This window comes from Serpentinicella sp. ANB-PHB4, assembly GCF_031432315.1.
In the GTDB taxonomy this organism is placed as follows: domain Bacteria; phylum Bacillota; class Clostridia; order Peptostreptococcales; family Natronincolaceae; genus Serpentinicella.
This window is the reverse complement of sequence record NZ_JAVKGO010000006.1, coordinates 83,814-103,451: the sequence shown is the minus strand read 5'-3', so window position 1 is coordinate 103,451 and position 19,638 is coordinate 83,814. Positions and strand designations below refer to the sequence as shown.

Annotated in this window: 22 protein-coding genes; 21 read left to right on the top strand and 1 reads right to left on the bottom strand. The window is 33.5% G+C overall.

The window, feature by feature from the left end; translation table 11 throughout:
* Positions 1-7: 7 nt before the first annotated feature.
* The 11 genes from mfd (at position 8) to RH915_RS06710 (ending at position 10,893) form a co-directional block, all read left to right on the top strand.
* On the top strand, positions 8-3,508 hold the full coding sequence (gene mfd / locus RH915_RS06760) for a transcription-repair coupling factor (protein WP_310478803.1): 3,501 nt from the start codon (positions 8-10) through the stop codon (positions 3,506-3,508).
* 63 nt (positions 3,509-3,571) lie between these two features.
* The gene (locus RH915_RS06755; RefSeq protein WP_310478882.1) at positions 3,572-4,549 is read left to right on the top strand and encodes a peptidylprolyl isomerase; all 978 of its coding nucleotides are present in this window, start codon (positions 3,572-3,574) and stop codon (positions 4,547-4,549) included.
* Between the two features lie 316 nt (positions 4,550-4,865).
* Positions 4,866-5,417 carry a stage V sporulation protein T gene (gene spoVT, locus RH915_RS06750; RefSeq protein WP_310478801.1) on the top strand — a complete coding sequence of 184 codons (552 nt, stop codon included), beginning with the start codon at positions 4,866-4,868 and terminating at the stop codon, positions 5,415-5,417.
* 94 nt (positions 5,418-5,511) lie between these two features.
* Positions 5,512-7,107: a putative polysaccharide biosynthesis protein gene (locus tag RH915_RS06745; RefSeq protein WP_310478799.1), complete on the top strand. Its 1,596-nt coding sequence runs from the start codon at positions 5,512-5,514 to the stop codon at positions 7,105-7,107.
* A 178-nt stretch (positions 7,108-7,285) separates the two neighbouring features.
* Complete coding sequence (locus RH915_RS06740) at positions 7,286-7,564, top strand: HU family DNA-binding protein (protein WP_310478798.1); 279 nt, start codon at positions 7,286-7,288, stop codon at positions 7,562-7,564.
* Between the two features lie 135 nt (positions 7,565-7,699).
* On the top strand, positions 7,700-7,939 hold the full coding sequence (locus tag RH915_RS06735; RefSeq protein ID WP_310478797.1) for an RNA-binding S4 domain-containing protein: 240 nt from the start codon (positions 7,700-7,702) through the stop codon (positions 7,937-7,939).
* 78 nt (positions 7,940-8,017) lie between these two features.
* Complete coding sequence (locus RH915_RS06730) at positions 8,018-9,004, top strand: SpoIID/LytB domain-containing protein (RefSeq protein ID WP_310478795.1); 987 nt, start codon at positions 8,018-8,020, stop codon at positions 9,002-9,004.
* A gap of 135 nt (positions 9,005-9,139) precedes the next feature.
* A complete protein-coding gene (yabP, locus tag RH915_RS06725) occupies positions 9,140-9,430 on the top strand; it encodes a sporulation protein YabP (RefSeq protein ID WP_310478793.1) in 291 nt (96 codons plus the stop codon).
* A 99-nt stretch (positions 9,431-9,529) separates the two neighbouring features.
* On the top strand, positions 9,530-10,042 hold the full coding sequence (gene yabQ, locus RH915_RS06720; RefSeq protein WP_310478791.1) for a spore cortex biosynthesis protein YabQ: 513 nt from the start codon (positions 9,530-9,532) through the stop codon (positions 10,040-10,042).
* A 27-nt stretch (positions 10,043-10,069) separates the two neighbouring features.
* Positions 10,070-10,354, top strand: a complete 285-nt coding sequence (locus RH915_RS06715) for an FtsB family cell division protein (RefSeq protein ID WP_310478789.1) — start codon at positions 10,070-10,072, stop codon at positions 10,352-10,354.
* Between the two features lie 119 nt (positions 10,355-10,473).
* Positions 10,474-10,893, top strand: a complete 420-nt coding sequence (locus tag RH915_RS06710) for a S1 domain-containing RNA-binding protein (RefSeq protein ID WP_310478788.1) — start codon at positions 10,474-10,476, stop codon at positions 10,891-10,893.
* Between the two features lie 168 nt (positions 10,894-11,061).
* Here the strand turns inward: RH915_RS06710 and phaZ are convergent, their stop codons facing one another.
* Complete coding sequence (gene phaZ / locus RH915_RS06705; protein ID WP_310478786.1) at positions 11,062-11,946, bottom strand: intracellular short-chain-length polyhydroxyalkanoate depolymerase; 885 nt, start codon at positions 11,944-11,946, stop codon at positions 11,062-11,064.
* A gap of 243 nt (positions 11,947-12,189) precedes the next feature.
* Here phaZ and RH915_RS06700 point away from each other — a divergent pair, with 243 nt between their 5' ends.
* The 10 genes from RH915_RS06700 (at position 12,190) to RH915_RS06655 (ending at position 19,631) form a co-directional block, all read left to right on the top strand.
* Positions 12,190-12,777, top strand: a complete 588-nt coding sequence (locus RH915_RS06700; protein WP_310478784.1) for an accessory gene regulator ArgB-like protein — start codon at positions 12,190-12,192, stop codon at positions 12,775-12,777.
* A 43-nt stretch (positions 12,778-12,820) separates the two neighbouring features.
* Positions 12,821-12,943, top strand: a complete 123-nt coding sequence (locus tag RH915_RS06695) for a cyclic lactone autoinducer peptide (protein WP_310478783.1) — start codon at positions 12,821-12,823, stop codon at positions 12,941-12,943.
* 31 nt (positions 12,944-12,974) lie between these two features.
* A complete protein-coding gene (locus RH915_RS06690) occupies positions 12,975-13,436 on the top strand; it encodes a hypothetical protein (protein ID WP_310478782.1) in 462 nt (153 codons plus the stop codon).
* 137 nt (positions 13,437-13,573) lie between these two features.
* Positions 13,574-14,470, top strand: coding sequence for a sensor histidine kinase (locus tag RH915_RS06685; protein WP_310478781.1), 897 nt, complete (start codon positions 13,574-13,576; stop codon positions 14,468-14,470).
* A 393-nt stretch (positions 14,471-14,863) separates the two neighbouring features.
* Positions 14,864-15,445 carry a carbon monoxide dehydrogenase beta subunit family protein gene (locus RH915_RS06680; RefSeq protein WP_310478780.1) on the top strand — a complete coding sequence of 194 codons (582 nt, stop codon included), beginning with the start codon at positions 14,864-14,866 and terminating at the stop codon, positions 15,443-15,445.
* Positions 15,442-16,584, top strand: coding sequence for a transketolase C-terminal domain-containing protein (locus RH915_RS06675; RefSeq protein WP_310478779.1), 1,143 nt, complete (start codon positions 15,442-15,444; stop codon positions 16,582-16,584). The genes RH915_RS06680 and RH915_RS06675 overlap by 4 nt, the downstream gene beginning before the upstream one ends.
* Entirely contained in the window at positions 16,581-17,441 is an 861-nt protein-coding gene (locus tag RH915_RS06670) for a thiamine pyrophosphate-dependent enzyme (protein ID WP_310478778.1), read from the top strand. Before RH915_RS06675 ends, RH915_RS06670 begins: the two co-directional genes overlap by 4 nt.
* On the top strand, positions 17,441-18,136 hold the full coding sequence (locus RH915_RS06665; protein ID WP_310478777.1) for a 2-oxoacid:acceptor oxidoreductase family protein: 696 nt from the start codon (positions 17,441-17,443) through the stop codon (positions 18,134-18,136). Before RH915_RS06670 ends, RH915_RS06665 begins: the two co-directional genes overlap by 1 nt.
* 2 nt (positions 18,137-18,138) lie before the next feature.
* Positions 18,139-18,330, top strand: a complete 192-nt coding sequence (locus RH915_RS06660; protein ID WP_310478776.1) for a 4Fe-4S binding protein — start codon at positions 18,139-18,141, stop codon at positions 18,328-18,330.
* A gap of 95 nt (positions 18,331-18,425) precedes the next feature.
* Entirely contained in the window at positions 18,426-19,631 is a 1,206-nt protein-coding gene (locus RH915_RS06655; protein ID WP_310478774.1) for an L-lactate MFS transporter, read from the top strand.
* The last annotated feature ends 7 nt before the right edge of the window (positions 19,632-19,638 follow it).

Here is a 19,638-nt window from a genome sequence, read left to right as displayed (position 1 = left end):
GTGTAAAATGTTGTATCAAGCTTTATTAAATCCTATAAAACAATCAATAGCCTATCAACAACTGATGGATAACATTCAGAGTAACAAGTTGCCTACTATACTTCAGGGCCTTATAGAAGTACAAAAAGGCCATTTTATTTCCTGTTTATTTGAAGACATCCAGCAACAAGTGTGCATCGTAACCCACACAGAGCTAGAAGCCCGTCAAATTTATGAGGACTTAAGTATTTATTTAGACGACAAGGCAGTATTTTTTCCGAAAAAAGATATACTCTATCATCGAATGGAAGCAATGACTGATGAAGGACAGGAAACAAGGGTAAACGTACTTAAAAAACTGCTGGCCAAGGAGCCTTGTATTATTATTACAACAATAGAGGCCCTTTTATTTAAATTACCAAATCCGGATGTGTATAAAAATTTTCAATTGAAATTTTGTGTAGGAGAAACGATTGAGTTAGAGAATATACTAGAAACCTTAACGGTTCAAGGTTATGAATCCGTAGAGATGGTAGAGGCAAAAGGGGAGTACAGTCTTAGAGGCGGGATACTTGATGTTTACCCAATGACGGAAAAGGAACCAATACGTATAGAGTTATTTGATGACGAAATTGATTCAATAAGAGGGTTTGAAGTAGATACACAAAAATCCGTCAGTCGTCGGGAGTCAGTTGACATATATCCTGCTGCACAAACAGTTATAGAAAAAGAAGATAGGATATTGATGATTCAAGGCATAAGAAAAGAATTAGAAAAAAGGTTAAAAACTATTGAAGAAGAAAAAGGACAGGTTTTAGAAAAGAAAATAAATAGTTATATAGAAAAGTTAGAAAATACATCTAATTTTAATGGAATAGAAACATTCTATCCTTACGTACAAAAGCAGGATATATCTTTATTAGATTACATAGATCGTGAGGCTATTCTATTTATAGATGAACCCAATCGTATAAAATCAATGGGACAAGAAGCAATTGAAAATTTCAGATCCTATTTTAACAATCTTCTTGAAACTGGAGAGGTACTACCAACCCAAGGCAATATGATGGTAAACCTTAATGAACTACTGATGGAGATACAAAAACGTAGGCTTATATTGCTAAGTTTATTACCACAAAATCCAGTTTTTGAATATAAGGAAATACAACAGGTTTTAACAAGACCGGTTCAAATGTTTCATGGCAAGATCGATATCTTAAAAGAACAACTGAATCTATACCTTCAAAATAAGTACAAAGTAGTATTGTTGCTATCTACTAAAGATAAGGCTTTAAATTTATTAGAAGAACTAAAAAATAATAATATATCAGTGCAATTTTTAACAAAAGACAATCAAGTGATTCAAGAACAACAGGTTAATATTCTAGTTGGCCACGTACAAAAAGGGTTTGAATATGTCCAGGAAAAATTCATTGTCATTACCGACTATGAAATTTTTGGTGTGCAAAAAAAGAAAAAACATGCAAAAAAAATGAAAAATGCCGCTCCAATTAAATCCTTTATAGATTTAAAAGTTGGGGACTTAGTGGTACATGAAGGACATGGAATAGGTAAATACGAAGGCATAGAGCAATTAAGGGTTGAGGGTGTAAAAAAAGATTATCTTAAAATAAGTTATTTTGGCCAAGACAGTTTGTATGTTCCTACAGATCAGATGGACTTAATCCAAAAATATATTGGTGGAGATGATCGAAAACCAAAGTTAAATAAATTAGGTGGAACAGAGTGGGCGAAAACAAAGCATAAAGTTAAAAAAGCAATTGAGGACATGGCAGAGGACTTGTTGAAGCTGTATGCTCAAAGACAAGAACAAAAAGGATATGCATTCTCAGAAGATACTGAGTGGCAAAAAGAATTTGAATACATGTTCCCCTATGAAGAAACACCTGATCAGTTAAAATCAATTGCAGAAGTTAAAAAAGATATGGAGTCAGAAAAGCCAATGGATAGGCTCCTTTGTGGTGATGTGGGCTATGGAAAGACAGAAGTTGCTATACGAGCCGCCTTTAAAAGTGTTATGGATGGAAGACAAGTAGCATTTTTAGTACCGACAACAATTTTAGCTCAGCAGCATTATAATAATTTTAAACAGCGCTTTAGTAAATTTCCAGTAAAGGTAGAGATGTTAAGTCGATTTAAAACCCCAATACAGCAGAAGAAAATACTGAAAGAAGCAGAAGAAAACAAGGTAGATGTAATAATCGGTACCCATCGTATACTATCAAAAGATTTAAAATTCAAAAATCTAGGACTACTAATAATCGATGAAGAACAGCGATTTGGGGTAAAGCATAAAGAAGTATTAAAACAACTAAAGCAATCCATAGATGTACTTACACTGACCGCTACACCGATACCCAGAACCTTACATATGTCATTAATCGGAATAAGAGATATGAGTGTAATAGAAGATCCACCGGAGGAAAGGTATCCTGTACAAACATATGTATCTCCCTTTAATGAGGCATTAATAATTGATGCAATTACAAGGGAAGTCAATAGGGGTGGACAGGTATTTTATGTGTATAACCGTGTACAAGGAATTCATGCCATTGCCAATAGAATAACTAATTTAATGCCCCAAATGAGAGTAGCTGTAGCCCATGGACAAATGGGTGAGCGTCAGCTAGAAAAGCTAATGCTTGATTTTTATTATCGTGAATATGACATACTCGTTTGCACTACCATTATTGAAACTGGTTTAGACATACAAAATGTAAATACGATTCTTATACATGATGCAGATAAATTAGGTTTATCACAGCTTTACCAGTTAAGGGGACGGGTAGGTCGATCAAATCGACAGAGTTATGCGTATTTAATGTTTGAGCGAGATAAAATGTTATCAGAAGCATCTGAAAAACGATTGAAAGCAATAAAAGAATTTACCGAGTTTGGTTCTGGGTTTAAAATAGCTATGAGAGATTTAGAAATTAGGGGTTCAGGTAACTTATTAGGGGCACAACAACATGGACATATGTCGGCTATAGGCTATGACCTATATGTAAAGCTATTGGAAGAGACCATGGCAGAACTAAAAGGTGAAAAAGTAGAAAAATATGAAGATACTTTAATTGAAGTTAATATCGATGCTTTTATATCTGAAAGATTTATAAAAAACCATAGTCAAAAAATTGAAGTATATAAAAAAATAGCGCTTATCAGGGAACTACAAGATATGTATGATATAGAAGAGGAAATAGAGGATCGGTATGGGGATATTCCTACTAGTGTTCGGAATTTACTGCAAATATCATATATAAAAGCCCTTGCACAAAAGATGGGAGTTCAATCTATTCAGCAAAAAGACAATGATATTACAATACAATTTAAAGACTTAAATCGTGTTTCTTTAGAAGAAATTTCAAATGTATTAAATAAATTTAAATTCAAACTTACCTTTCATGCCCAGGAACAGCCATATTTTATCTATAAAATAAAAAAAGGAATAGATCAAGAAGATATACTCAAAGATTTAAGAAAGATTATTGAAGGGGTACTGTCTTGAAAAATGGGCAAAAATCCTGTATAATATACAGATGGTTTACATTAGTGAGGAGGAAGTATTGTGATGAATAAGGCTATAAATAAAAAAGTTGTATTAGCCATGGCAGGGATTATGATATTGGTAACTGTATTATCAGCATGCGCTTCATTATACCCAACAGATAAAGAGGCAGATTTACCAAGTGATGCAGTAGCGGTAGTAAATGAAGAAGTCGTTTCTTTAGAAGAATTTAATAAATTATTAGCACTACAAAAGTTAAACTATGAAAATCAGCTAGGGCCAGAAGCATTGTCTCAAGAGATAGAGGGCGTAACTTTGTTAGATCGTATTAAAGAAAGTGTTTTGGAGCAAATGATTTTTAAGGAAGTTGTAACACAAAACGCGCTTGAAAGTGGTGTTGAAGTTACCGACACTCAAGTAGATGCAGAATATGAGTCATTTCTATATTCAATAGCAGAGGATGAAAACTTCCAAACTGCATTAGAGGAATATGGTTGGGATGAAACTTTTACAAAAGAGTTCTTTAGAAGAGAATTACTAACTGAAAGATATGCAACAAGTTATATGGACGAACTAGAAATATCCGACGAAGAAGTTCGTGAATTCTATGATGAAAATATTGACTATTTTACAGTTGATCAAGTAGAAGCAAGACACATTCTTGTAGAAGAGAAAGAATTAGCTGAAGCATTAATAGAAAGAATTAATAATGGAGAAGATTTTGAAGAATTAGCAAAAGAATATTCTATTGAACCTAATGCTAATGAATCTGGAGGTTATCTTGGAGAATTTGGTAGAGGTCAAATGGTACCAGAGTTCGAATTAGCTGTATTCTCAATGGATAGTGGAGAAACAAGTAGTGAACCAGTTAAAACAGACTTTGGGTATCATGTAATATTAGTAGAAAATAGAATTAATGAAGTATCAGAATTTGAAGAAGAAGTAGCGTTTATAAAAAATGAATTAAAACAAGAAGCTTTCCAGCACCATATAATTGACTTAATGGAAAACGCTGAAATAACAACTAGAAGCAATCTATAAAAAATAGTGGGGGACAACACCCTCCACTATTTTTTTATGTAATATATAAGTTTGTTTTTGTACTATAAAAAAATATATCCTTTATCTTTAAATTAACGACTTGTTTTTATAGATAGCTCTATAAGATGATGAAGTGTGTTATTTTCTAAATTACCTGACTATCTATTTTAAAATTAATTAAAGATATAAGTTAATTCTTTGACTTGTAAATTGAATAATATGGAAGGAATCAAAATTTTTCCTCGTGAATAAAAAATAACCTTTGGTAAAATACTATGATTACACTAAAATTTTACTTATTTAGGAGGGAAACGTATTGAAGGCAACTGGAATTGTAAGGCGAATTGATGATTTAGGGAGAGTTGTTATTCCTAAAGAAATAAGAAGAACATTGAGGATAAGAGAAGGCGACCCTCTTGAAATATTTACTGACAGAGAGGGAGAGGTAATACTGAAAAAATACTCTCCTATTGGTGAGTTGAGCGAATTTGCTACAGAATACGTTGAATCACTTAACGAAGCATTAAATCATGTTGCAATAATAGCTGACAGAGATACGGTGATCGCAGTTGCAGGTGGATCAAAGAAAGACTACATGGAAAGACGTGTAAGCAAACAACTTGAAAGAATGATGGAAGATAGAGAGGTCCAGCTGTTAAATCAAGGAGACAGATTTGTTGCTATAACTTCAGATGAAGGTGATGAAAGCAAGTATACTGCTCAAGTAATTGCACCAATTGTTACTCACGGAGATCCTATAGGAGCTGTTATCCTTTGTTCAAAGGAAAACGGTATATCTATGGGAGAATTAGAGAAAAAAATTGCCACAACGGCATCGTCCTTTTTGTCTAAACAAATGGAACAGTAAAAAAGCATTAGCTCCGTGATCCGGGGCTATTTTTTTTAACTTTATTTTGATATAATAAATCGATATGTAGAATAGGAGAGTGGAGGCTAGGAAGTTGAAAAATTCTTTTATTAAAGGCGCATTTATACTAGGAATGGCCGGAATAATTGTAAAATTTATAGGTGCATTTTTTAGAATCCCATTAGGAAGGATCATCGGATCTGAAGGATTAGGTTACTATCAAGCTGGGTATTCAGTATTTAACTTTCTATTAGCTTTTACTGCAGCAGGATTACCAACAGCTATTTCTAAGCTTGTATCAGAGAAAAGGGTTAAGGGAGACTATAAGGGTGCCCATAAAGTTTTTAAAACCGCTTTTTTCTTATTACTAGGGTTAGGTTTAGTTGGAACGATTGTATTCGCATTAATTACATCTTATTTAGTAAATGAAATATTTAAAAACCCAAATGCTTATTATGCAGTAATGGCTTTAGCCCCTGCATTGATATTCATATGTTTACTTGCCGCATTTAGAGGCTATTTTCAAGGGATGAAAAATATGAAACCTACAGCCACTTCCCAAGTTGTAGAGCAGCTTGCAAGGGTTACGATTGGGTTAACCTTAGCTGTAGTGTTACTCAATAAACTAGACGTGCGCTTTGCGGCAGCAGGGGCATCATTTGGCGCTACCGCAGGAGGTTTATTTGGGTTAGTTATTATGCTTTACATATATCAAAAACAAAAAAATAGTATTATACCAAGGGATATAGAACATATTCAAGTAGAAGAAGAGAGAACAAAACAAATTATAAAAAATATTTTAAAAATATCTATACCTATTTCCATTGGTGCAGCCGTAATGCCATTAATCAACATGTTAGATACAATTGTGGTTATAAGAAGGTTACAAGATATAGGATTCACTACAGAAGAAGCAAATAGCTTGTTTGGTCAGCTCTCTGGAATGGCAACGACCATGGTTAATTTTCCACAGGTAATAACCGTAGCAATAGCAATGAGTGTTGTTCCAGTTATTTCTGAATCTGCAGAGATTGGCAAGTGGGATGATGTCAGAGAAGATACAAAATCAGCAGTTAAACTGGCACTTTTGATAGGGTTGCCTGCTGCTGTAGGTTTGGCAACCTTATCCCATCCAATTATGGCCATGCTTTTTCCAGATGAGCCAGCAAGCGTAGGACGAATTTTATTGTTTTTGTCTTGGGCGGTAATATTTTTGACCCAAGTACAAACTTTAACTGGTGTTCTTCAAGGTTTAGGCAAACCACACATTCCTGTAAGAAATTTAATTATTGGTGCTGGCGTAAAATTAGTAATCACTTATATCTTAACAGGTATTGAAATAATTAATGTTTTGGGTGGTGCCATTGGAACAGTAAGTGCTTACTTTGTTGCCTTTACGTTAAATCTGATAGCAGTAAAAAAAGAGACCGGAGTGGTATTTTCAAAGCGAGAGTTTCTATTAAAGCCAATTTTATCTGCAGGAATTATGGGACTAATAGTACTTATTGTATACCATCAGTTATACCCGTTTTTAGGTAATACAATAGCTACACTATCATCAATTGTAATAGGTGGAATAACCTATGGAATTATGCTTCTTAAAACAAAAACCCTAGGGCAAGTAGAGTTAGAATTATTACCAGGAAGTAAAAAAATAATAAAAGTTTTAAGACATTTTAAACTCATATAATTATAAACACATTGAAAATACTTGCTTATTTGTTGACATATTACAATAAAAATACTATAATGTGAATAATTTACTCTTTCTATTGCAATATTAAATAAAAATTGTTTAAAAAAGAGGATTTTACAAATTTACAGAGAATATGACTATACGTATTCTAAATTCAAGGAGGTTTATACTTATGAACAAAGCAGATTTAGTTGCTAAGATGGCTGACAAAGGTGAACTAACGAAAAAAGATGCAGAAACTGCATTAAACGCATTTATGGAAAGTGTTGAAGAAGCACTAATTGATGGAGAAAAAGTACAATTAGTTGGATTCGGGACTTTTGAAGTAAGAGAAAGAAAACCAAGACAAGGTAGAAATCCGAGAGACCCTGAGCAAGTAATTGAGATTCCTGCATCTAAAGCACCAGTTTTCAAAGCAGGGAAAACTTTAAAAGAAAAAATAAACGACTAATATAACAAATAAAAATCAGGGATAACCCCTGATTTTTTATTTGTTATATTAAATTATATTAAAAAATAAATTCGCAAAATAGATTACAGATTCAACTTATATATTTTACTTTATTAACGTGGGAGATGATGATCAGTGCGTTTAGATAAATATTTAAAAGTCTCACGACTTATTAAGCGCCGAAGTGTAGCTAAGGAGGCTTGCGAAAAAGATCGTGTACTAATTAATAATAAAATAGCTAAACCAGGAACAGAAGTAAAAGTAGGGGACCAAATTGAAATAAAATTTGGAGATAAAAGTGTAAAAGCAGAAATAACTAGCGTTGTAGAGCATGTAAGGAAAGAAGCAGCAAAGGATATGTTTAAAATTTTATAAAAGTAATAAAAAGAACTGGAATAGGAAACTCCTTTTTTCAAATAATAATAATAAATCCAAGAAAAAAGGAGGATTTCCATGATTAACAGTAAATATAGAAAATTGATAGTCTTACTTATTGTTTTAACAATAATATTGGCAGCGTGTAGACCAGAGCAAAGACCTGAAATAGAAGGGCAAGATGAACAACCAGCTGAAATGCCGGCGATTCCTGAAGAAATTAGTCAAGGGGAAGGACAGGAACCGATGCTAAATGTTTATATTGCAGAAACTGGAGAAATAAGAGAAATGGCATTTGAAGAATATCTAAATGGGGTTCTAGCAGCCGAAATGAATAATGATTTTCCTTTAGAAGCTTTAAAAGCACAGGCAATTTTAGCAAGGACCTACGCAATGGGATTTATTGCTGATGGTAAGTCTAAGCATGAAGGCGCACATATATCTACGGATATAGAAGAAGCTCAAGCTTGGAAGGAAGAAGAGGTTAACGAAAGAATAGAACAAGCAGTTCAAGAGAGTCGAGGGATGGTTGCTGTATATGACAACCAATATATAAACGCTTGGTTTCATGCACACGCAGGAGGACAAACTGCGACAGCACAAGAGGGATTAGATTATGATGAAGAAGAGCCCCCCTACGTACACGTAGTCGAGTCTCCAGATTCCCCAGAAGCACCAGAGGAAGATGCGAATTGGACAGAAACATTCTCAAAAGATGAGATAATTGCCGCTGTACAAGAACTTGGTGAAGAGGTTGGAGACTTTAGCACAATAGAAGTAATTGAGACAGGACCATCAGGTAGAGCAACAATGATTCAAATTGGTGAAGCAGAAGTTTCAGCTCCTGGATTTAGAATAGCAATCGGGAGTACCCGAATGAAGTCTACTTTTATAGAAAATGTTGCAGTAGAAGGAGATCAAGTATCAATAAGTGGAACAGGATATGGACACGGTGTTGGGATGAGCCAGTGGGGTGCATATCAACTTGCAGAAGAAGGAAGCGTTGGTGAAGAAATTGTTAAGCATTACTTTAAAGATATAAATGTAGTGCAGCTATGGGAATGAAGAAGAACATCTTGAGTTAGTAACTCAAGATGTTTTTTTATTTGTGAATGAATGGTGCAAGTTCTAATCCCATTTAAATAGACATAAAAATGAGTATAAGAAAGTATGGTATAGGTCTTCATAGGGGGTGATTTTTTGGAAGAACGAAGAACTGAGCGGCATACAAGGCATAGTTTAGCCTTAGAGAGCAGAGAAAAATTAAATTTATCTGGTGTAGTACATGTAGAAAGTTTTAATGATGAAACAGTAATACTTGAAACCGCAGGAGGCGTTCTAACCGTTAAAGGTCAAGCGTTAGATGTAAAAAAGCTTAATCTAGAGGATGGAAATGTAATGATTAGGGGAAAGATTAACTCTTTGATTTACAGTGACCGTGAGGGATTTGGCGCCAAGGGGTCTAGTTTCTTTGGTAAAATGTTTAAATAGCTGTGGCGATTTTTCGCACAGCTAATTTTTTTCTAATTAGTAACACATTGATTATTAAAAGCATACACTAATTAAATAAAGAAATACGGAGGTGAGGACATGCATCTTTATAGTGTTTCTCAAGAACTATACATATTTTTAGCCTGTGTATATGGTGGATTACTAATAGGTTTTGTGTATGATATTTATAAAATATTTAGATTGGTGTTTAACCCCAAAAAAATTGCAACGATGCTACAAGATTTAATTTTCTGGATAATTATTTCCTGTATTGCTTTCTATATTTTAATATGGAGTAATAAAGGCGTTATCAGATTTTATAATTATTTAGGATTTATATTAGGAGCTTTCGCATACTACCATGTACTTAGTAAAGCCATCACAAAAACAATTTTATTTATACTGCAATCAATAAGAACCTTTGTAATAGATTTATTCAAACTAGTCACATATCCACTTCGTGTCGTAGCATGTCTATTTCAGGGGCCATATTCCTATTGTAAAAAGAAAACAAAGCCTGTATACTATAAGTCAAAGAAAATTGTAAAAATGCCCTATAAAAGTATAATAAAAACAAAAAGAAACGTGAAATTATATTTTACGAAGAAATAATCCATAAAAACTAGAGGAGGGATGAAGTTGCAAAAGAAGAAAAAAAATAAAGGAAAAATAAAGTTTTATTTTTTAGCCATTCTGTTAGTGTATTATGGATATACCTTCTTTCAACAACATCTACAGTTAAAAGATTTAGAAGAACAAAAATCCTTAGTTAAAATGGAAATTGAAAAAGCAGAGCAGGAAATAGAAGCTTTAAATGAGGCGATTGACCTAGGAGAAACTGATGAATTTATTGAAAAGTATGCAAGGGAGCACTTAAGAATGATCGGTGAAGGGGAAACACTATATATCGATATTTCAAGATGATATAAGAAAAGGTATGTACCTTTAAGCGTTCATGTGATATAATACAAGTAATTGTTTAATTCAAAATTTATTATTATTTCGGCGTTACATAGTCGATCAAGGAGGAGAATTTTAGCTTTATGCCATTGGATGTAGGAGTTATAGTTGAGGGGACCGTTTCGGGAATTACAAATTTTGGTGCATTTGTTGAACTTGAAGGAGGGCAAACGGGACTAGTACACATTTCTGAAGTTGCTGATGATTACGTAAAAAACATTAGGGAGTACTTACAAGACAAGCAAAAAGTAAAAGTAAAAGTTCTATCCATAAATGATGAAGGTAAAATTAGTTTGTCTATTAGAAAGGCTGCGCCACCAAAAAAGAAATCAATGAAGCCAGCTGAGGTTGACTGGTCAAATATGAACAGCGTTGGTTCTGGAATGTCTTTTGAAGATAAGATGAACCGATTTATGAAAGACAGTGAAGAAAAAATGCAAGTAATAAAAAGCAAAAATAAAGCAAATGGTAGAAAAGGCAATGGCTTTTCTAATCGAAAATAAATTTTAAAATACCAGGGGATTATGCTGGTATTTTTCATATAATAGGAAAGTGCGCTTTCTTATTACATAAAAAATAAAAAAATATTTGAGAGCAATCAAAAAAGATATCGGGGAACCGATATCTTTTTTTTGATGTGATGAAATGTATATTGTTTTTTAAGTATTATTTTAAATAAAATCTGTAAAAGCCTTTATTACTTTATCCAAATCATCGACTAAAGGGTTATGGCTACATCCTTCTAAGATGTGAAGCTGAGCGTTATCACCGATCCCGGATACAATATCCTTTGCTACTTCAACTTTTACAACAACATCTTTATCTCCTTGTAGCACAAGGGTGGGAGCAGTAATTTGATCCACTTCCCCTGTACCAGGCTCTACACCATTATGTTCATGAGAGATATTAAAGTGTATAAGGGCATAGTTTACATCGATAAGGTTTCTTTGTTTAAACATAGCATCGATATAGGCATCATAGTGTTCCTCTGTTGGTTTATTAAGATTATAAAGGGTAAAATCAGCTACTTTTTTAACAATCCATTTCCGTCTTTTATTAAGTGCTTTTATAAGCATTTTAATATCTTTATAAATGTCCTCTTTTGATGTAATATATTGACCGATTTTAGGCTTTTTAAGGAAGTTCTTCTTATAGGCAGTATAGCCCTTAATATTTCCAGAAGCAAGAAGGACTAACTTATCAACATAGCCTGGGTATGTTGCAGCGAATTGCATACAAACCGCCCCACCTAAGGACCACCCAGCTAAAGCAAAGCTATTTAAGTCCAAAGCATCTGCAAATAACTTTAAATCTTCTGCATAGGTCTTTATATCGTCAGCTGGTGTATTATATGTAGAATCACCAAAACCTCTCATATCAATAGCATATACCTTATACTCAGAAGGTAAGTTTTCTATAAGCAAATCCCAATGAATAGAAGAATTCATATTTCCATGAACAAGTACTAGAATCTTCTCTCCCCCAGTACGTTCCCTGTAAGCTAAAGTTTCATCGTTACTCAATTGTATTTTCTTTAACGCTATACTAGTCGACATAATAAACCTCCATTTCAGCATTTAATTCTATAACTATTATATTATGGTTATAAAAAAGAATCAATCAAATATCAATTCAGAATAATTTTTATCCTATTTTAATAAATAAATTTTTAACAATGAAAGGAAAATAAAGAAATTTGTCGAAAGAACTATATATAATATACTAAAATATAAGGAGTTTAAGTATATTTTTAGATTTTAAAAGATAGAAACTAAGTTTTATGGCAAGGAGAGAGAAACTTGAGCTTAAAATTTATAGAAAAAGTATCAAGGGAAAAGGGATTAGAAAAAGAAGATCTAGAAGTTTTGCAATTTGGGTATAAGTTGTTAATAGGTAGTATTTTAGGTTACCTTGCCATACTCGTTCCAGCCTATTTATTTGGGACATTAACAGCAGTTTTCTCCGCTACTATTACAACTTCCTTATTTAGAGTAACTAGCGGTGGCGCCCATGCTAAAAGTCAAAAACAGTGTATAATTTTTGGCATGATTATATTTAATGCCATAGGTAGTGCTGCCGTTTATACAAGTACTATGATGAATGTGGGACATGTCTGGGTATTATTTATAAGTACAATTGTGATTGCTACAATTAGTTTATATTTATTTGCACCTGCTGATACACCAGGCAAACCGATTAGTGAAAAAGCACAAAAAAGCAAACTAAGATTTTTGTCATTTTCTTTTTTACTTATTTGGGTAGTAATATTGGGTCTAGGTTTCAAGGGGGATTATTTTAATCATCAGTTAGTAGTAGCAAGTTGTTTTGGTTTATTGTGGCAAAGTATTTCACTATGGCCAATAACCTATAGGTTTTTTGGCTACTAATTAATTTTTTTTGGGATAAGAGAAATTTAAAGGGGGAAATAAAATGAAGAAAAAATTAGTAGGGTTTATGATTACAGCTTTAACTTTTATTGCTTTTTCAAATATTGCAGCAGCATCATCAGTTACGTTCCATCAACCAGAACTTCCAGCAAAATTTAAAAAGTAAGTTTTAAATAGACCCAAAGGAGGCACATGCTATGATTTACTTAACCAATTTTATACACGCTTGGCTCATCTTCATCGCCCCCTTGAGCCTTTTTAATGTTAAAAGTAGTTTAAATGAACAAATTATATTTACGTTTATTTATGGCAATGCATTACATCTAATACGCACCTATTTTATGCCCATAGCACCTATGATGACCCATACGGTATTATTAATGATGATAACAATTTTTTTGTATAAAGTGCTAATAAAACAGCTTATATGGTCTAAATGTATTTTAATGGCATTTATATGGATCATTGCTCTAGTAATAGCAGAATTATTAATTACTTTCCCAATCATGCATATAACAGGTATTACAGTAGCAAGTGCCGATACTGTTTTTGCTCACAGACTAGTTATATTATTCACATCAAATTTAGGGTTGATTATGATATATGCAATAGGAAGATTTAAACATAGAAAATCAAAGGTCTCAGCAAAAAACTTTTAAAAAAGTTTGATATTTTTTCAAATAAACATGTATAGTTTATATTACAATAATAAGTTTAAGATGTATAACTGAAACATATACACAGAAGCGGTAGCTATAGCATAAGATACATATTACAATTTTGAGTTGGTGAAGTTTTGAAAAATAAAGTCATAAGTTTATTGGTTAATAATAAAAAAAATATAATTATATACACTATAACCCTTCAGCTTACGCTAGTACTATTTATTTCTGCAATGTACATTGTTAACGAATGGGACTTGATAGGCGATGAGTACATAAATATAACTTGGACAGCTAACTTTGTATTTGGAACACTCTTAATTAGTGGTGTCATAGGAGTCTTGAGTCTTTTTTGGTTAGAGAACATCTTTAATATTATAGACGAAGAAAACCGTTATAAAATCCAACAAGAAAAATTAAAGCAAATGGAAGCGCATAATGATATTTTACGGGGACAAAAACACGACTTTATGAATAATCTTCAAGTCATATGGGGTTTAGTAGCAATGAATGACAGAGAACGGACAATAGATTATATTAATGAACTAACCCAAGCTTTTAAATACGATGAAACCGAGAGTATAGATGTGTGTGAAGATTGTCAATATCTGAATACATTACTACAAAACAAGGCGTATCAATGTAAAGAACTAGACATTACTCTAGAATTAAATCTTTATGATATAGAAGCATTAGCATTTGTTAACCCAATAGACAAAGTAAATATTTTTGGTAATTTAATTGATAATGCTATTTACGAGGTAAAAAAGCTAGAGCGCAGTGAACGGAAAATAGCAATAGATGTATATAAAGAAAAAAGTGAAGTTTTAATCGACATTTTTAATGTAGGCCCTAAAATAGACGATCAAATTAAGCATAACCTGTTTGACAAAGGATTTACTACTAAAGGGGATAAAGGTAGTGGATTTGGGTTGTTTAATGTAAAAAAAATTGTAGACAAATATAATGGTGCCATTGAGGTCTTAACGGACCAGTATGGAACAAGTTTTTTTATAAAACTACATAATTAAATAGCATCTTTGCACGTAACAATTACATAAAAAAAGCCATTTATAAAAGATATGGCTTTTTTTTATGCAAAAATTAACGGATTTAGAGAAAATGCATAAATTTCAAACAAATTTAGATGTTAAAATTATTTTATTACTAAAAAATTTTAAAACAAGTAAAAATTTCAACAAATAATAGAAAGTATTAATAACTAAATTATCAGATAATTCAAAAACAAATATTAATTTTTAACTATTTTTCAATAATATTGTTGTAAAATGTCGTTTTATTTAAAAAAAACCATTTTTAAGGATGTTTTTGGCACAGATATTGCTCTTATGTATAAACAATCCACTAAGAAGTGGGAAACGCATTAGCAAATAATTAAGAAAGAAAGGTAGGAGGAATTGTACATGTCTAATAACTTATATCAAGTTCAGGCTGGGCCTGAAGGATATCTTCCACCAGCTGCTGCTACTATGGGAGTCAAATTACCTGAAACAGGACAAGCATTAGTAGAAGGAAGCATAGTTTTGGAAGATGAAGCAATGGAAACAATTGCAGACAAGATTTTAGCTGCAAAAAATCCTGTATTTTTCCCAGGGCCACTTGTATTATGGGCGTGGAAAGAGGGAGTAGAAGAAAAAGCAGAAGCAGTAAAAGCACTTGCAGAAACCGCAGGGGCTAGGATTATACCAATGCCGGACTATCGTCCAAAGTATCCGATGATTAATCCTGAAATTGAAATTAATCCGAATCATCCAAATCTAACTATTTGGCACAATGATATAGATCTTTGCATATTTGTAGGGGTGCATTGTCACTATGCAAATATAGCACTGAAAATAATTAGAGGTGGAACTAATTGCTATACTGTTGCACTATGTGGTGAAGAAGGTCACGAAGATGCTATGGCATCTCTAAGAGATGTTAACTTAGATAAAATGAAAAAACTAAATGAAATAATTAAAGCAAAAAAGGAGGGACTTAAGTGAAAAATCAAAGGGTTGTTGAACCTGAACACTTATTTTTCGAAGCCGAAAGAGAGCAAAAATTTATTACAGGAAGTCAAGCTGTAAAAGAAGCTATTAAAAGAGCAAATGTTGATATAGCTATTTCTTATCCTATTACGCCTCAATCGGAAAGTATGCATTTAGTAGGAGATATATATGCTGAAGGATACCTTAAAGAATATTTTCGTGGAGAAAATGAATTTGCGGTAATGTCTGAGGTAGCAGGGGCAGCTATGGGTGGAGCTAGAGCCTTTACTGCAACAGGTGGTCCTGGGACATTAAGAGCCTTTGAAATGTTTCCAACATGGGTTGGTGCAAGGTTACCGATTGTCTGTACTTTTTTAACTAGAGGAATAAACTCACCTCTAACTATTCAGCCAGATACAATAGAAATGTCATTTATGCTAGATACAGGGATGTTAATGCTACATGCAGAAACTGCTCAAGATTTATATGACATGACCTTAAAAGCTTTCATGATAGCGGAAAAAACAGATGTACATATCCCAGTAGGGGTGTTTGCTGATGGTTTCTTTGTAACACATACTAGAGAAACAATAGAAGTTGCACCAGAGGATATTAAACTACCTTCTTATGATGCTTATAGTGCACCAGTACCAGTAATGGATATGGAAAATGCTCCAGTAAGACAGATGCGTGATCCATTTGTAATGAAAAGTAACTTTATTAGTTATGCTGCCCATGCTTCATGGCAACAAGAGACGGATGCCGCAGCACAAAGAGCTCGTAAGTACATACACAAATACTTAGGAGGACTAGTGGAAAGTGAAAATGAAGATGCAGACGTTCTTATTGTAGCTTCAGGTACCGCTGTTTCACAAAGTAGAGAAGCAATTGCCCTTGCTAAAAAAGAAGGATTAAACGTTGGTTTAGTTAAAATAAAAAGTATCAGACCTTTCCCTACAGAAGAAATTAGAGAATTAACAAAGAATGCAAAAGCAGTTATTGTACCTGAGTTTAATAGAGTAGGATGGTTAAGCAGAGAGATTAAGTCTGTAGTTAATGATTCTGACAAGGTTATTGGCGCACCAAGAGTATATGGTGGTATGACGATGCCAGTAGAACTAATTTTAGATGAAATCAGGAGGTGTTCCGTATGAGTAAAAGTCCTATGAAGATATCACCTTGTTTTGAGGATATCATGCCTAAAGAATACACGGAACTAGTTGAACAGGGCCCATTTGGTAGAGATGATGTAGGTGTTTCAAATCTAGGGAATTTTAAGGAATTAATAGAAGAGCATCCGCTTTGCGCAGGGTGTGGGTTAGCACTTTCTATGCGTATGATTTTGGCTTCTTTACCAGATCCAGAAAATACAATTATTGTCGGATCGACAGGATGTAGTGCATTAGCCTTTTCACAAGTAGCTGTTCATAATATTCACTCCGTATTTGGAAATCAAAATGCAGTAGCATCAGGATTAAAAAGAGCGTTAAAACTAAGATTTCCTAATAAACCAAAGGATGTAGTTGTAATAGCAGGAGACGGTGCAACTGCAGATATCGGACTTGACATGGTTATGCATTCTTGGTTCCGTGGAGAGAACATTACGACAATTATGTTAGATAATGAAGCTTATGCAAATACAGGTGGACAAGAAAGTGGAATGACTACAGAAGGATCAGTACTTAACATGGCACCAAAAGGTAAGAACTTCAAAAAGATTGAATTAACAGACATTGCTGAAAAATCCGGTTGTGGTTATGTAGGAAAATGTAATCCTGCTAAACCTAAAGTTCTAGAAAAAATGGTACGTAGAGCTATATTAACAGCTCGAGAAGTAGGACCAACTTATGTGCAAGTATATGGACCATGTCCAACGAATTACAAGCTTAAGCCAGACGAAGTAATAGATACCATAAAAGCTAGAGAAAAAGATGGAACTTATGCTACAAAAGAGTATATATCCGAAGAAGTACAAGAATTACTGAATCGCCTAGAAGGGGGTCAGAAATAATGAGTGAAAAAATGTCTATAAGGATGTCCGGTTTAGGAGGTCAAGGGGTTGTTACAGCTGCCCACATACTTGGTGATGCTGCAACCCGTGATAAAAAGTATAGTACAGTAAATCCTTTCTTTGGGGCTGAAAAAAGACTTGCTCCTGCAGAAAGTTATGTTCGTATATCTGATGATCGAATTAATGAGCGTGGAGAAATTCTTTCTCCAGATGTTATTATGATTTTTCATCCAGATGTTATTACTAAGGGTAAGTGTTATACCATGCCTTTCTTTGATGGTTTAAAGCCTAATGGTAAAATCATAATTAACTCAGATACACCACTTAAACTGTCTCAAGAGGAAATGCGTACATTAGATAAACTAAATGTTAAGATATTTTATGTGCCAGCAACTAAAGTAGCTACAGAAGTAGGTGGTACAGAACTTTCTACAAATATGGCTATGCTTGGTGGTCTAATGAAAACGACTAATCTAGTAAGCTATGAGTCTCTAAGAGTAGCAATTGAAGATAGATTTGATGGTGGTAGTTTCGTAGCATCAGGATCTACTGCTGCCCTTGATGATGTATTAAAGAGTAAATATAATAAAGTAGCTCAACTAGTAGAAAAGAATATGAATGTAATGGAAGAGGCTGCAGCTGCAGTTAACGAATTTGATTATAAAAGTCTGTTACAAGGTCAGGAGGTAAGATAACTATGTATGTTTCGGCTAAGGTAGATAAAGAAAAGTGTATCGGATGCAAACTATGCATATTTGCTTGTCCTGAACCAAATGTATTTGATTTTATCGAAGAAACTAGAAAAGTAGAAGTAATTGAAAGTCGATGCAAGGGTTGCGGGCTTTGTGCTAAAGCATGTCCAAAAGATGCTATATCTCTTAACTTTTAAATAACAAAAGTAATACACATTAGGAAGGGTTAATAATAAACCCTTCCTAATGTTATATGAATGGAGAAAATAATTTTGGGGATAGGGGATGTTTTATGAAAAAAATATTAGAAAATCGCTGGTCTGTTGTTTTTGGTGCTGTTTTATTACAATTATGTGTTGGGGCGATATATTCTTGGAGTTTATTTAACCAACCCCTTATGGATAAGTTTGGGTGGACAAATAGTGAGACTGTGTTTACATTTTCGCTGATTATATTTGTTTTTGCATTTGTAACAATTTTATCCGGCAGACTTCAGGATAAAATTGGCCCTAAAATTGTAGCCACTATAGGTGGTCTATTTTATGGCGTGGGTTTAATGTTATCATCCACTGCAACCTCCACAACGCAGCTTTACATTTATTACGGAGTGATATCAGGGATAGGAGTAGGTTTTGTTTATGTATGCCCACTGGCTACATGTATAAAATGGTTTCCTGATAAGAAAGGATTTATTACAGGGATTGCAGTTGGTGCATTTGGACTAGGTAGTTTAGTCTTTAAATCAGTAATACAGCATTTATTAGATGCAACTGGCGTTTCTGCAACTTTCTTATATTTAGGAATAATTTATACAATACTAATAATAATAGGAGCACAGTTTCTCAGAGTCCCTGGGGATCAGGGTATGTCCTCCAGCAATGTAGTAGTTGATAGCAATAACTTTACAGTTTTAGAAATGGTTAAAACTAAAGCTTTTTATTTAATATGGATTGTATATTTATTGGGATCTATGAGTGGTTTGTTAGTGATTGGATTAGCAAAAGATATTGGTGTAGAATTAGCAAATCTTGATCCTGTTGTTGCTACAAGTGCAGTATCTATGATTGCGCTATTTAATGCAGCGGGAAGACTTTCCTGGGGAGCCTTATCAGATAGAATGGATAGATTAAAAGTTGTATTCATGATGTTTTCTATCACTGCAATATGTATGGTCATAATGAGTGTGCTTTCTTTAAACTTTGTTACTTATTTTGTTTCCGTAGCAGGAATAGCCTTTTGCTTTGGCGGATTCCTCGCAGTATTTCCAACTATTACAGGAGAATTTTATGGCATTAAAAATTTAGGTGCAAACTACGGTGTGGTTTATCAGGCCTATGGTGTTGCAGCATTAGTTGGACCTATGATTGTTGCATATGTGGGAGGACTTAAGCCAACCTTTATTATTGCAGCTATATTGTCAATAATTGGTGCTGTTGTAACATTAACAATTAAAAAACCCATGCCTAGCGATGACTTAGAGCTAGCAGAAAATATTTAAAAACATA

Excerpts from the sequence above, each read along its gene's own strand:
- mfd (WP_310478803.1), top strand. The coding sequence starts at position 8 with ATGTTGTATCAAGCTTTATTAAATCCTATAAAACAATCAATAGCCTAT.
- RH915_RS06755 (WP_310478882.1), top strand. The coding sequence starts at position 3,572 with ATGAATAAGGCTATAAATAAAAAAGTTGTATTAGCCATGGCAGGGATT.
- RH915_RS06740 (WP_310478798.1), top strand. The coding sequence starts at position 7,286 with ATGAACAAAGCAGATTTAGTTGCTAAGATGGCTGACAAAGGTGAACTA.
- RH915_RS06730 (WP_310478795.1), top strand. The coding sequence starts at position 8,018 with ATGATTAACAGTAAATATAGAAAATTGATAGTCTTACTTATTGTTTTA.
- yabQ (WP_310478791.1), top strand. The coding sequence starts at position 9,530 with ATGCATCTTTATAGTGTTTCTCAAGAACTATACATATTTTTAGCCTGT.
- RH915_RS06710 (WP_310478788.1), top strand. The coding sequence starts at position 10,474 with ATGCCATTGGATGTAGGAGTTATAGTTGAGGGGACCGTTTCGGGAATT.
- phaZ (WP_310478786.1), bottom strand. The coding sequence starts at position 11,946 with ATGTCGACTAGTATAGCGTTAAAGAAAATACAATTGAGTAACGATGAA.
- RH915_RS06695 (WP_310478783.1), top strand. The coding sequence starts at position 12,821 with ATGAAGAAAAAATTAGTAGGGTTTATGATTACAGCTTTAACTTTTATT.
- RH915_RS06690 (WP_310478782.1), top strand. The coding sequence starts at position 12,975 with ATGATTTACTTAACCAATTTTATACACGCTTGGCTCATCTTCATCGCC.
- RH915_RS06680 (WP_310478780.1), top strand. The coding sequence starts at position 14,864 with ATGTCTAATAACTTATATCAAGTTCAGGCTGGGCCTGAAGGATATCTT.
- RH915_RS06670 (WP_310478778.1), top strand. The coding sequence starts at position 16,581 with ATGAGTAAAAGTCCTATGAAGATATCACCTTGTTTTGAGGATATCATG.
- RH915_RS06665 (WP_310478777.1), top strand. The coding sequence starts at position 17,441 with ATGAGTGAAAAAATGTCTATAAGGATGTCCGGTTTAGGAGGTCAAGGG.
- RH915_RS06660 (WP_310478776.1), top strand. The coding sequence starts at position 18,139 with ATGTATGTTTCGGCTAAGGTAGATAAAGAAAAGTGTATCGGATGCAAA.
- RH915_RS06655 (WP_310478774.1), top strand. The coding sequence starts at position 18,426 with ATGAAAAAAATATTAGAAAATCGCTGGTCTGTTGTTTTTGGTGCTGTT.